Origin of the sequence: Methanococcoides methylutens (assembly GCF_000765475.1) — an archaeon.
GTDB classification, from domain to species: domain Archaea; phylum Halobacteriota; class Methanosarcinia; order Methanosarcinales; family Methanosarcinaceae; genus Methanococcoides; species Methanococcoides methylutens.
Window position 1 is genome coordinate 330,817 of the sequence record NZ_JRHO01000009.1, and the last position, 12,528, is coordinate 343,344.

The 12,528-nt window shown below is 45.5% G+C and carries 12 protein-coding genes; 8 read left to right on the forward strand and 4 right to left on the reverse strand.

Annotated elements, in window-relative coordinates:
- Positions 1 to 3 precede the first annotated feature (3 nt).
- Positions 4 to 1,347, reverse strand: coding sequence for a phosphoglucosamine mutase (glmM, locus tag LI82_RS04055; protein WP_048193651.1), 1,344 nt, complete (start codon positions 1,345 to 1,347; stop codon positions 4 to 6).
- Positions 1,348 to 1,436: 89 nt separating this feature from the next.
- Between glmM and LI82_RS04060 the strand changes: the two genes are divergently transcribed.
- Positions 1,437 to 1,751, forward strand: a complete 315-nt coding sequence (locus LI82_RS04060) for a signal recognition particle protein Srp19 (RefSeq protein WP_236622656.1) — start codon at positions 1,437 to 1,439, stop codon at positions 1,749 to 1,751.
- Positions 1,752 to 1,989: 238 nt separating this feature from the next.
- On the opposite strand, the gene LI82_RS04065 is transcribed toward LI82_RS04060, so the two are convergent.
- Positions 1,990 to 2,163 carry a preprotein translocase subunit Sec61beta gene (locus LI82_RS04065; RefSeq protein WP_048193652.1) on the reverse strand — a complete coding sequence of 58 codons (174 nt, stop codon included), beginning with the start codon at positions 2,161 to 2,163 and terminating at the stop codon, positions 1,990 to 1,992.
- Between the two features lie 51 nt (positions 2,164 to 2,214).
- Positions 2,215 to 3,234, reverse strand: a complete 1,020-nt coding sequence (locus tag LI82_RS04070) for an S-methyl-5-thioribose-1-phosphate isomerase (protein ID WP_048193653.1) — start codon at positions 3,232 to 3,234, stop codon at positions 2,215 to 2,217.
- Between the two features lie 141 nt (positions 3,235 to 3,375).
- Between LI82_RS04070 and LI82_RS04075 the strand changes: the two genes are divergently transcribed.
- Together LI82_RS04075 and LI82_RS04080 are read left to right on the forward strand one after the other, a co-directional pair.
- Entirely contained in the window at positions 3,376 to 5,226 is a 1,851-nt protein-coding gene (locus LI82_RS04075) for an HD domain-containing protein (protein WP_048193654.1), read from the forward strand.
- On the forward strand, positions 5,223 to 5,975 hold the full coding sequence (locus LI82_RS04080; RefSeq protein ID WP_048193655.1) for a tRNA (adenine-N1)-methyltransferase: 753 nt from the start codon (positions 5,223 to 5,225) through the stop codon (positions 5,973 to 5,975). Before LI82_RS04075 ends, LI82_RS04080 begins: the two co-directional genes overlap by 4 nt.
- Positions 5,976 to 6,001: 26 nt before the next feature.
- Here the strand turns inward: LI82_RS04080 and radB are convergent, their stop codons facing one another.
- The gene (gene radB, locus LI82_RS04085; protein WP_048193656.1) at positions 6,002 to 6,670 is read right to left on the reverse strand and encodes a DNA repair and recombination protein RadB; all 669 of its coding nucleotides are present in this window, start codon (positions 6,668 to 6,670) and stop codon (positions 6,002 to 6,004) included.
- Positions 6,671 to 7,061: 391 nt separating this feature from the next.
- On the opposite strand from radB, the gene LI82_RS04090 reads away from it, so the two are divergent.
- The 5 genes from LI82_RS04090 to thiL all read left to right on the forward strand — a co-directional run bounded on the left by LI82_RS04090 (position 7,062) and on the right by thiL (position 12,523).
- Complete coding sequence (locus LI82_RS04090; protein ID WP_048193657.1) at positions 7,062 to 7,313, forward strand: glutaredoxin family protein; 252 nt, start codon at positions 7,062 to 7,064, stop codon at positions 7,311 to 7,313.
- 109 nt (positions 7,314 to 7,422) lie between these two features.
- Positions 7,423 to 9,714, forward strand: a complete 2,292-nt coding sequence (gene nrdD, locus LI82_RS04095; protein WP_081955739.1) for an anaerobic ribonucleoside-triphosphate reductase — start codon at positions 7,423 to 7,425, stop codon at positions 9,712 to 9,714.
- Positions 9,715 to 9,736: 22 nt separating this feature from the next.
- Entirely contained in the window at positions 9,737 to 10,522 is a 786-nt protein-coding gene (locus LI82_RS04100; RefSeq protein WP_048193856.1) for an anaerobic ribonucleoside-triphosphate reductase activating protein, read from the forward strand.
- Positions 10,523 to 10,589: 67 nt separating this feature from the next.
- Complete coding sequence (locus LI82_RS04105) at positions 10,590 to 11,465, forward strand: DUF4349 domain-containing protein (protein WP_048193658.1); 876 nt, start codon at positions 10,590 to 10,592, stop codon at positions 11,463 to 11,465.
- A 62-nt stretch (positions 11,466 to 11,527) separates the two neighbouring features.
- Complete coding sequence (gene thiL, locus LI82_RS04110; RefSeq protein ID WP_048193659.1) at positions 11,528 to 12,523, forward strand: thiamine-phosphate kinase; 996 nt, start codon at positions 11,528 to 11,530, stop codon at positions 12,521 to 12,523.
- Positions 12,524 to 12,528 lie beyond the last annotated feature (5 nt).

Sequence of the window (12,528 nt, forward strand, 5' to 3'; positions counted from 1 at the left end):
TTATCAGGCCTTGCACTTTTCTACTAGTTTCACACCTTCGTTCATGAGCTCTTCAGCTCTTCCTTTTGTTTTTGCTTCTGCGAATATGCGTATTATGGGTTCGGTTCCTGATGGTCTGATAAGCAACCAGCCGTCCTCGTGCCAGACCTTGACACCATCGGTGGTATCAACTTCGTATTTTCCACCCATAACGTGTTCCTTTATGCTCTCCATGGCTGCCTGAAGTTCGGTGCAGCGGATCTTCGTCTTGGAATTGAAATATTCAGGGACACTTTTCACAAGGTCTGATAATGTTTTTCCGGATGCCATTATCTCAAGCAGTTTTGCAGCTGCCATGGCGCCGTCACGGCAATACTGGTGCTCCGGGAAGATAAGTCCGCCATTACCCTCTCCTCCAAAGACTGCGCCTGTTTCCATCATTTTTCTTGCCACATTGATGGACCCGACGGCTGTCCAGTGAAGTTCGACCTCTGCTTCCTCAGCAACGTCCAGCATTCTCTGGGAGGAACTTACCGGTGTAACGATAGGTCCCTTATTATTTACCAGGATGTATTTTGCCATCATGGAAAGGAGGATCTCTTCATCAATGAAATCTCCGTTCTCATCGAAGAAAACTGCCCTGTCAGCATCTCCGTCCTGTGCGACACCCATGTCTGCACCTCTGCTCTTCACGATGTCTGCAAGCTCTGTCAGGACATCAGGTGTAGGCTCTGGGTTGCGCCATGGGAATGTTCCATCGATTTGTGCATTAAGTGTGATGACCTCGCACCCAAGTCTCCTGAGTAGGAATGGTAATGTGAGGGAGCCGGCGCCGCAGCCGGTATCCACAACGACCTTGAATTTCTTTTCTCTTATATTTTCAGCATTCACTGAATTTATGACGCCGTTGATGTAGTATTCGTTGGCATTGTTGTCTATGTGGAAGTTGCCTGTCTTGTCCCAGTTTGCGGTAGAGAACTCCTTTGACATGTAGATCTTTTCTACAACTTTTTCTCCTTCGCGTGAGAATTCGCTTCCATCCCCTGCAACCAGCTTTATCCCGTTGTATTCTCTGGGATTGTGGGATGCGGTAACTCCGATACCTGCATCAGCATGGTCTCTTACATAGTATTGTATTGCAGGAATTGGCGCGGTGCCTATGTCTATGACCGTAACTCCTGTGGAAAGTGCTCCTGCGATAGCTGCAGATTTTAGCATATCTCCTGATATTCTTGTGTCACGTCCTACAGCGATTATTCCCTTTGAGCCCATATAGGTCCCAAGGCTTTTTGCAACATCTATTGCAAGCTGTGGTGTGATGTATTCATTGGCAATGCCCCTTACTCCGTTTGTACCGAAAAATGCCATTTGATATCTCCTTTTTACAATTGCTTTCCTATGGGTTCTGACACTATTTTATATTTTTGAGGTGTGACATTTGACCAAGTTTAAATTATATGAGTTCCAATCTATGCCACATGATGATGCGTGACAAAGGGAAACTGGTTATCTGGCCGGCAAACCTGGACAGGTCCAGGTCCAGAAAAGGTGGCAGGATCATCTCCAGGAAAAGTTCTGTGGAGAAACCCGATCTCAGAGAACTCTCAAAAGCAGCTGAGAAGCTGAACCTGAACCCTGAGGTAGAGACCGAAAAAAAATATCCTCGCTCCTGGTGGGAAGGAAGTGGTCGTATACTGGTTGATAATGAAGAGCCAAAGACCATGGTTGCTAGAAAGATCGCAAAAGCAATTAAAGAAGCACGTGGTGGCTAAAGTCGGATCATCCTTTTATCCGACATTTTTTATCAGTTTTTAAATTAGTAGTCTTACGTTAAGTTAGATTAGGTATAGTTTATTTAAGTTAAGTTTAACTAGGTGGACTTTAACTAACTGAAGTTAAGCTAAATGATAAACTAAGTTTAATGTAAACACTATGGCTAAGGGTAAAAAAGCTGCTTCTAAAGCTGTTCTGATCTTATATAAAAAATCAAACTAAAAAGTGTGAATTAGGTTATGGCCAGAGGCCAAAACCTGCACTTAATGCAAGAATAACAATTCCACAGAGTGCCCCAAAGACCATAACTGTCTTTGGCTGCAGGTGAATTGCTCTTTTATCTGCATCATAATATCTCATAAGACCCGCGGATGACATAAGTCCGCTTCCGCCAGATTTTTGTTTAGCCATAATCTCTCCGATTGTTTTTTAAATTTTTAAACTTTGTGGCTGTTAGTTTGCTTACATTATTACTTCATCCAGCAGGAATGGTGGCTGGAATATTCCATTTTCAGTAACAATAGCAGTAATATTCTCCATAGGGGTGGCATCAAATGCCGGATTGTAAACCCTTACATTCGCCGGAGCTATCTGTTCGCCGCCCATGTAGCGAAGTTCATCTCCATCCCTCTCTTCGATCTTTACCGTCTCTTCCCATCCGTTAGGGTCGAATGTGGAAACAGGTGCTGCAACAAAGAATGGGATCTCATGTTCCCTTGCAAGCACTGAGTGTGTGTAAGTTCCGATCTTGTTGAAGACAACGTCCTGTGTGATCCTGTCTGCACCCACTATTACTTTGTCAACCATGCCGTTCTTCATCACATGGCCGGACATGGAGTCTGTGATAAGCGTGACCGGGATGTTGTCCTGCATAAGTTCCCATGTGGTGATACGCCCACCCTGGTTCAACGGCCGTGTCTCACAGGCAATGACCTCTATCTCTTTTCCCTTTTCCACTGCAGATCTGATAACTCCCAGTGCTGTGCCCCAGTCCACACATGCCATCCTGCCGGCATTGCAGTGTGTCATGACCCTGTCACCGTCTTCAAGCAGCCTGTGGCCGTGCTTTCCGATGGCTTTATTGATCTTCACATCATCATCTGCAATTCTAAGTGCTTCGGATATCACAATGTCCTGTATGCTGTCAAGGTCATAGGCATCTTCTGTTGCTTTTAGAATCCTGTTAACAGCCCATGCAAGATTTATCGCTGTAGGCCGTGTTGCTTTGAGTGTGTCACCAGCGACCTTCAGGTCCTTGAGCAACATTTCCATGGATGTTGCACTGCTGAGGGTTACTGCAAGTGCCATTCCAAACCCGCCAGCTGCTGCGAGTGCAGGAGCACCCCTTACCCTCAGTGACCTTATTGCCTCACAAATTGAAGCAAGGTTATCGCATTCAATGATCTTGAGCTCTTTTGGCAGGTATGTCTGGTCTACCAATGTGATACTTTTGGCTTCATCATTCCAGTCTATTGTTCTCATGTGGACCACTTCATGACCTCTAATGGCACTTCCGGATAAAAAAGTATTCAATTTGTTCTTCCGGTAATCTTCCAATTAATGAATTTTTTTTGGATAGTCCCGACATTCTTTTTATATATGGTCTTTTCATATTATTGTCTAATGACAAAACCCAGGGTGTTCCATGACCCTGTTCACGGAACTATCATTTTATCCGAATTAGAACAGCTTCTGATCGATACTCCACAGTTCCAGAGACTTCGGGGCATACAGCAACTAGGGCTTGCAGATGTCGTATTTCCAGGTGCTAATCATACACGCTTTGAGCACAGCGTTGGTACCATGCACACAGCATCTCTTTTAGGTAATTATCTTGAACTTGAGGACGAGTCTGTACTGAAACTCAGGCTTGCAGGCCTTCTTCATGATATTGGTCATTCTGCTTTTTCCCACGCTGTGGAAAGTATCCTCAAAAGAGATCCTGAGATTAGGCCGAAAGTTAATGGCAAAGGCTTCCTTACTCATGAGGCTTTTACAAAACATATCGTTTCAAAGGTCCTGCCGGGAACGTCTGTTATTTCAAGATTTGTATCTCATGAGCTTGGTCGGGACCCTTATGATTTCTTTTCCGAGGTATCAAAGATTGCCACAGGTGACGTTTCCATTGAAAAACCGTATCTTTCACAATTAATGTCCGGTGATATCGATGCAGACAGGATCGACTTTTTGCTAAGGGATTCATATCATACAGGTGTATCGCTGGGGCTCATCGATCTTGATCAGATCATACAATGTCTCTGTATCAGGGGAGATAATGTGGTCCTTGGTGATCCTGAGGCTGGAAGTTTCGGTGAGGAACTGACACTTGCAGCAGTAGAATCCATGCTTATTGCCCGCTCCCATCACTACACTGCTATCATACATCACCCTCTCACACAGTCTGTGAGGGTGATGCTTCTGAATGCCCTGGAAAACACTTTGTTAAAACTGAGGGGAGAACTTGGGGATGGGGCAGTTGCTGAAATGGTGGCAGAGTTCTTTACAAGTTATAATGATGCTGACCTGCTCAATCTGATAAGCAGGAATGGCGATGAGGCTGCAAGGAAGCTGTTGAGCGATATCCGTGATGGCAGGATATATACTCCTGTGGCGAGGTTCAATCAAAAGACGCTCTCTCCCGGAACAAGGATGGCACTTTCCACGATCGCACAACACGGTGTGGCAACAAAGATGCTGGAGAAGGGGCTTGAGAAGGAATTAGGTGATGTGCTTGTGGACCTTAGCATTGCAACAGGTGTTCCAAAGAGTGCAATGGTGATCGCAGGTGGTCATGAGAATTTCTTCTATGATGAATCGGCTCTTGCCAATGGACTGGTGCGTGCTATATCCAGGCAGATGTCCCTTACGGCTTTCACTCATCCGGATGCAGCTATAGGTTCAGAATTGGCCTCCGCACAAGAAAAGATGCGTGATCTTGTTGATGACCTCTCCCCGAGGTTGCTGAATTTTATAAGGGGTGACCAGTACCTGCCGATCGAAGGTCTGATTCTTCTTCTTTATGCTATCCACAAGCTTTTCGAGGTGGAAAAGGACGGCTTCATCTCAATTCCACGTATCAGGAACATTACATGGCTGTATCGGAATGTAGCATTCTTCAAGGAGGACAGCAGGTTAAAATACCTGTTCGACTATGATTTCCACACAAGATACGGTTTCCCTTACAGCAACAAGGTCTATGAGGACATTCAGCTGCTGGTCGCCATGGGTATTGTGGACGAGGACCTGCGCTACTTTGAGAAGGACGGACGCTTCAGGCAGCGTTATGAGTATGCATTCACCGATGCAGGTGTGCAGTATGCTGCTTCGATCGTTGATTCCTATGGGCGTGAGTTCGGGATGATGACCGAGTATCTTACAATGAACAAACATTCAATACCTCGCGATATTGTGACAATTCCTCTGGCAAGGTACCAAAGGGACAGGAAAAAAAGGACATCAGGTGCAAATAGATGAAATTAGGTGAAGTAGTGCTGTTAAAGACCAGCCACAGAGGAAAGATAAGGGAATTCATTACATCAGTATCTGATGAAAAGTTCCACACGGACTTTGGTATGATCGAGATGTCAGAGCTTCTGGAAAAAGATGCTGGCGATACTGTGGTTTCCCACATGGGTCAGGAGTTCGTGATTCAGCTTCCAAGGATGCCGGATTTCTTCAGACATGCAAAGCGCACTGGCGCACCTATCATGCCCAAGGATATTGGTATGATACTGGGATACACCGGCATTAACAAGAACGACGTTGTGCTCGATGCGGGAACCGGGTCTGGTATTCTTGCAATGTATCTGGGTTCCATTGCAAAGAGGGTACTGAGCTTTGAGATAAGGGAGGACTTCGTTGATGTGGCTCGTGAGAATATCCGCCGTGCAGGTTTGGAAAATGTGGAGGTTCGCTGTGGTAATATCGTTGATGAGGCCGGAGAGCTTGACGAGAAGTTCAATGCAGTGATCCTTGATACAATTGATTCAGCAAGTGTTGTACCTCATGTTCCTTCTATACTGGCTCCGGGTGGTTTCCTTGTTACTTATTCTCCGTTCCTTGAGCAGACCTCACAGATAAGAAAAGCAATAGATGAAGCTGATTTCTTCGAAGTAAGGACGATTGAATGTATTGAGCGTGCTATGTCCTTCTCAGACCGCGGCACACGTCCTTCAACTTCAAGGGTCGGACACACTGGTTACATTACCATTGCCAGAATGTAACTACGGCATTGATCTAAAAAAAGAAGTTACCTGACACCATCTGCGGTTATTGTGAATTCGCAGGTGGTACCTTCGGGACGGGATCTATGTTTCCAGAGCTTTGCACGGCGTGTGCCGGTGCCTGTTCTTTCAAGCTGGACGATCGTCTTGGATATGTGTTCAAGACCGCTGCCTCCTATTGGTTTGAGCGTATTGGTATTGATATCTGAGTATACCTGGTTGGTTATTACCACCACGATGCCACGCTTACGTGCAAGGCTATGAAGGAATCCTATCTGGTTCGATAGCTCTCTTCTTGTCCTGATACTTGAATCATCATCGTCCAGTTCTAACCGGTAGTATGCAGTCGCAGAGTCCACTATAATAAGACCGACATTCTCTGTGCTTATTTTCTCAGTTTCCCTTACTGCAGAATACTGTTCTTCAAAATTATGGGGTTCGAAGATGATGATGTCCTGTGCGATCTCTTTGGCATTTTCTCCGGCTATTTGCCTGAACCTGTCGGCAGAGATTCCTTCTGTGTCAATGAAGATCGCTTTCTTCCCCTTCTTAACACATTCAACAGCAAGCTGGAGGCATATGTTCGTTTTACCACTGCCGGCTTCTCCGAATATCTGAGTAACTACTCCTGCTTCGAATCCGCCTCCCAGAAGTTCATCTATGGGATGGCAGCCTGATGCTAGCTGTTTGTTTATTTTCTACACCTCTGCTTGTGGGATGTATCTGGTATTATGGAATTTATGATATACATCTTTTGGCAAAGGTCATTTATCTGGTTGTTCCAGTTAGTCTTACCCATTTAGTACCAGTACTGATAACAAACATGGTTTGGTACATGTCATTATAATAATAATGGATTATAGGATTTGTTACCACATTTGTTATCTACTATGTTACGTTGTTATTCAGTTGTAGGTGTAAAAAGCATTATTAACTGAGAACTCCATACTAGTGGTTTACTCATATAGAGGTCTTTCCCGCATTATACCGGGGCTACTGGATGCGATTATAAATTTTCAGTTGCTATGGGGGGTTTGTGTGTTGGGTCTCTTGCTTATGTTTAAAGATCAAATGGATGGAAGAAATATGCCTGGTGTTATTATCTATACAACGGAAACATGCCCGAAATGTGTGCAGCTGAAGAAGGTATTAAAAGCAAACGATGTGGCTTTCACTGAGGCTGACATGTCAACTCCCGAATCATTGACAGAGTTACGTGTTAACGGTGTGTTCACAGTTACAGCTCCGGTGCTACAGATAGATGATGATTTCCTGACATATGATGAGCTCTTTAACAGCGAAGGCGTGAACCTCGATTCACTAAAAGATATATTATAAGGGAAGTGATCATTTGTCATCTAATACAAAGCTTATCGATGATCCCGAAGGGGAAATAGAAGTGGGTACAAAGGAACAGAATCAGGATGCAGATAAGCTGGGAGCTGACATGATGCCTCTCACCGAACCGCAGTCCATGCAGCAGACACTTGACGGTCAGTTTATCTCAACAATGCCAAAGGTTAGAACAACCGATGGTCATATGGTGAACTGGGACCGCAATATCGTGGTGAACCAGTTACTGAAGGAAACTGCGCTGAGCGAGTGGTATCATGGTATCGATTCCATCACAAAAGATGAAGCTCATGATATTGCCAGGGAAACAGAGAAGCGTATCCGCAGTATGAACATAAAGTTCCTCTCAGGTCCGCTTATCAGGGAACTTGTAAATATGATCCTGCTGGAGCGCGGACATCTTGAATGGCGTAATGTCTCCACAAGGGTGGGCTCTCCTGTTTTCGATGCATGTGAGATCGACCAGGGATCAGGCTTTGAGGCAAATGAGAATGCCAACCTGCAGGAAAACGCTGAAACTTCCCACAAGAAAAAAGCTGACAAGATCTCAAAGGAACAGTACCTTCTGTTGCTCCCGCCAAAGGTTGCAGATCTTCACCTGAACGGTGACCTGCACATTCATGACCTTGAATATTTTGGTACTCGTGCTTTCTGCCAGGACTGGGATCTGAGATATTTCTTCTATTATGGATTGATGCCTGATGGTTCCGGTGCAAAGGCAAGCGTAGCAGGACCTTCCATGAAAGCAGAAGTTGCAATGCTGCATGCTGTCAAGGCTCTTGGAAGTGCCCAGACCAACTTTGCAGGCGGACAGGGATTCTACAATTTCCTTACCTTCTGTGCTCCATATTTCGAAGGTAAATCATACAAAGAGATCGAGCAGCTCATGCAGATGTTCGTCTATGAGATGACACAGATGATGGTGGCTCGTGGTGGTCAGCTTGTGTTCTCTTCAGTACAGTTATCTCCAGGTGTCCCGAAGATGTGGAAGGACAAGCCTGTGGTCTACAAGGGTCGTGTCTGGGATGGTAGCAATGATACTGACAGGCGTGTCTATGGTGACTATGAGCGTGAAGTAAGACTTGGATTCAAGGCACTTATGAACGTTATGCTGGAAGGCGACTACTGGGGAAAACCATTCAACTTCCCTAAGCCGGAGATCTCCATTGAGCCTGATTTCATGACAGAGGATGAGATGTTCAACCGTGCAAATCCGGACCTTCCTACCTATGATGAACTGTACACCATGACCTTTGAACTGACCGCAAAATACGGAACTCCGTACTTTGACAACCAGCTTCCTGAATACAGGGGAGCAGGTGAGGGCATATCCTGTTACCAGTGTTGTGCATACCAGTTCTCAGCAACTCCGGAAGATGATGCTGAGTTCGAGGATAAGATGTACTTCAGGGACGGAAAACATTTCTCAATGGGTTCCTGGCAGGTAGTTTCATTGAACTGTCCAAGGGCTGCATATGAGGCAGATGGTGATGACCAGAAACTGTTCGCTCACCTGAAGCACCTCATGGATGAGGCAATGGAAGTGTTCCAGACAAAGGTCAAGTGGATGACACCTATCATTGACAATGGCAGGATGCCATTTGCAACACAGCAGCCAAAGGACCCAATAAGCGGTAAGAAAGGTGCAATTGCGGTGGATATTGATTCGCTGGTCTTCACCATCGGTGTTGTAGGCCTTAATGAGATGGTCCAGTACCACACAGGTTCCCAGATGCATCAATCAAAGGCAGCTTTCAAGGTTGCTATTCGTGCCATGACAGAGATGGAGATGTATGGAAGAGAACTTTCGGAGAAATATGGTATGGAGATCGCTCTTGCAAGGACTCCTGCAGAGACTACCGGCCAGAGGTTCGCAGTCTCAGATATGCTGCATGAGGAATACAGTGAAAAGGTACTCACCGTTGCAAAAGGCGATGTCAAGGCAGCAGTAGATGGTATAAAGAAAACTCACGACCTGCCGGTCTATTATACTAACGGTACTCACGTACCACCTGGGGCCGATATTTCTCTAGTTGACAGGATCAACATCGAACATGTGTTCTTCCCTATCGTTGATGGTGGAGATATCATGCACATCTGGATGGGTGAGGGTTCACCTGATGCAAAGGGCCTGAAGGATTTTGCAATGAACATTGCAAGGAACACCCAGGTGGGATACTTTGCATTCACCAAGGATATGACCGTTTGTATGGATGACTATCATATGATGGCAGGCCTCAAGGATACCTGTGAGAACTGTGGTTCAGATCACGTTGAACAGCTTTCAAGGGTCACCGGATACATTCAGGCTGTTGGTGGCTGGAATGCTGCAAAGAGACAGGAGCTGGAAGACCGTAAGCGTTACGCTTCAGCTGATATGATCTGATGTGCCGGATGTCTGGTATCTGATGAAAGTGAATTTTGGGGAGATCATCCCCATATCAACCGTTGACTGGCACGGAAAGGCGTCAGTCGTTCTTTTTTTACGTAGCTGTCCTTACAGGTGTCCCTATTGCCAGAACTACGAGATCCTTACAGGTTCTGATATGGTGGATACAAAGGAACTTGAGAATAAGATCGATTCTTCCTCACTCTTTGTGAGTAGCGTCGTGTTTTCAGGCGGTGAACCGCTTGTGCAAAAGAAAGCGGTAATGCATCTGGCTGCCTATGCAAAGAAAAAAGGGTTGCTTGTGGGTATCCATACGAACGGTTACTATCCGGAAGTGGTTGATGAACTGATCGATGGCCGTCTTGTTGACAAGTTCTTTATTGATGTCAAGGCTCCACTGGACGATCCTGTGATGTATGGCAAAGCCATCGGTTTTGGTGATGATGCTATTGTTCCTGATCCTGCTGAAGTTGTGGAAAAGGTAAAGCAGACAATATCCATTGTAACTGACAGGGAAGTGGAATATGAACTGCGCACCACTGCAATACGTGGTTTTGTGGGTGATCCTGATGACATCGCAGCGATCGCAAGTTCTATTGTTCCGTATATTTCAATTTCGAATGTTCCTTATGTGATCCAGCAGGGTCAGCCAGCTCACTCAATGAGGGAGGACCTGCGTGACATTACACCCTTTTCCCGCGATGAGATGCTGGAACTTGCCAGACGTGCCCATGAGTTTGTCGACAATGTATGGGTCAGGACAAAAGAAGGTGGCAACGAACAGGTTAACTTCGAATCAATCTGAAGTTTAAGTAAAAACTTTATATGTTCGCGTTATAGCTTTATTTATAATGTTATAGGAGCATAGCAACATGAAGCGAACATATCCATTACTATTTATTTTCCTGCTCACCTGCGTTATTGCAGCAGGATGCATGTCAACTGACAGCAATACTCAGTATGCACCACAGGAAGAAAGCTTTTCCTTTGGGAACAAGATGGCCGAACTGAGTGCAGATGAGGCCTGGTATGATTCTGATGACAGCTCTTTAAATGTAGCGGACAGCGGGGAATCCACAGGAAGCAGCATAACACGCAAGGTGATAACTACTTCTGATGTTTCCCTTGAAGTAAAGGATGCTCCGGAAGCAGTTGATTCAATTGGCAATATAGCATTTGAATATGATGGCTATGTTTCCTCTTCATCTGTCTATGATACTTACTACGGGGACAGTGAAAGCATGTCCGGATACATCACCATACGTGTTCCGGCAGCTGATCATGATACTGTACTTGACAGGATCGAAGCTCTCGGGAAGGTGACCTCCAGGAGCACCAGCGGTGTCGATGTAACTGAGGAATATATCGATGTGGAGGCACGCCTGTCGAACATGGAGAAGCAGGAACAACGTCTTCAGGAGATCCTTGATATGGCTACCACCGTGGAAGAGGTTCTTGAAGTGGAAAAAGAACTTGGTCGTGTTCGCGGTGAGATCGAAAGCCTCACAGGAAGGCTCAATTATCTTAACGACAGGATCGATTTCTCTACCATATCTGTAAGTGTCTCCGAGCCTCGCAACATTACTCATTCATGGGGACTTCGTGATGCTCTGTCCGATTCAGTGCGTGGTTTCATAGCCAGCGTCAATGGTATCATCATCTTTATTGGAATCGCTCTTCCAATATTGATATTCGTGACCATTGTCGGCAGTGCAGCTATTTTTGTTAAGAGAAGGGTATGGCGATAATTCTTTCTTTTCCCTTCTTTTTAACCACATTGCTAATAAATATTAAAACTATAAGGTATCCCATGGATAGGTCTGATCTTATTTCCGACATAGCTGAACGCAAACTTGTTTCCAGACTATGCGGTATCTTCAGCCAGGATGAATGTGGCTCCATCATGGCAGGCGCAGGAAAGGATGATTGTGCTGTCCTGGATATCTCGGATGAGGATTGCATGGTCATCACAACGGACATGCTTCATCTGAAGACTGATTTTCCTGCTGCTATGACCCCTTGGCAGATCGGCTGGATGTCTGCTGCTGTCAACCTGAGCGATGTGGCCTCCATGGGTGCAAAACCTATGGGTTTCCTTTCTGCTCTGGGAGTTACGAAAGATATGCAGCTTGGAGATGCTGAAGATATTTCCCGTGGCATGGATGCCTGTGCAAAGTTCTGTGATACATCGGTCATCGGTGGTGACATCGATCTCCACGACGAGCTGACCATCACAGGAACTGCTCTGGGGATGGTAAAAAAAGAACACCTTTTAAGAAGAACCGGGGCGAAGCCAGGCGACCTTGTCTGTGTTACAGGAAACGCAGGTTCGGCAGGTGCTGCACTACTGGCGATACAGCATGACCTTGATGTCAGCGATGAACTTCTGAACACATTACTTGAGCCGGTTCCCCGGACAGATGAGGGTCAAAAGCTTGCAAAGACCGGTGCGGTTACTTCTATGATGGATACAAGCGATGGCCTTGCAATGTCTCTTTACGATCTCATGGATTCAAACGGCATTGGATTCAGGATATATGAGGGCCAGCTCCCGATAGATGATGAGGTCTGTTCTCTTGTCGGTGAAGATGATGCCCTTGAACTTGCCCTTTACACAGGCGGAGATTTCGAGTTGCTTTTCACGGTATCACCTTCGATGGTGGAAGCCGCTAAATCCGTTTGTTATTTAAATGTTGTAGGCGAAGTTACTGATGACACTTTAATAACTATGATAAACAGAGAGGATGCAGAAGTTTCGATATATCGAAAAGGTTATGTGCATTTAGGAAGATTTGATAACATATAATCATA

Coding starts and splice junctions, on each gene's coding strand:
- nrdD (WP_081955739.1), top strand. CDS start 7,423: ATGATGCCTCTCACCGAACCGCAGTCCATGCAGCAGACACTTGACGGT.
- glmM (WP_048193651.1), bottom strand. CDS start 1,347: ATGGCATTTTTCGGTACAAACGGAGTAAGGGGCATTGCCAATGAATAC.
- LI82_RS04080 (WP_048193655.1), top strand. CDS start 5,223: ATGAAATTAGGTGAAGTAGTGCTGTTAAAGACCAGCCACAGAGGAAAG.
- LI82_RS04100 (WP_048193856.1), top strand. CDS start 9,737: ATGAAAGTGAATTTTGGGGAGATCATCCCCATATCAACCGTTGACTGG.
- LI82_RS04105 (WP_048193658.1), top strand. CDS start 10,590: ATGAAGCGAACATATCCATTACTATTTATTTTCCTGCTCACCTGCGTT.
- LI82_RS04090 (WP_048193657.1), top strand. CDS start 7,062: ATGCCTGGTGTTATTATCTATACAACGGAAACATGCCCGAAATGTGTG.
- LI82_RS04070 (WP_048193653.1), bottom strand. CDS start 3,234: ATGAGAACAATAGACTGGAATGATGAAGCCAAAAGTATCACATTGGTA.
- LI82_RS04065 (WP_048193652.1), bottom strand. CDS start 2,163: ATGGCTAAACAAAAATCTGGCGGAAGCGGACTTATGTCATCCGCGGGT.
- thiL (WP_048193659.1), top strand. CDS start 11,528: ATGGATAGGTCTGATCTTATTTCCGACATAGCTGAACGCAAACTTGTT.
- LI82_RS04075 (WP_048193654.1), top strand. CDS start 3,376: ATGACAAAACCCAGGGTGTTCCATGACCCTGTTCACGGAACTATCATT.
- LI82_RS04060 (WP_236622656.1), top strand. CDS start 1,437: ATGAGTTCCAATCTATGCCACATGATGATGCGTGACAAAGGGAAACTG.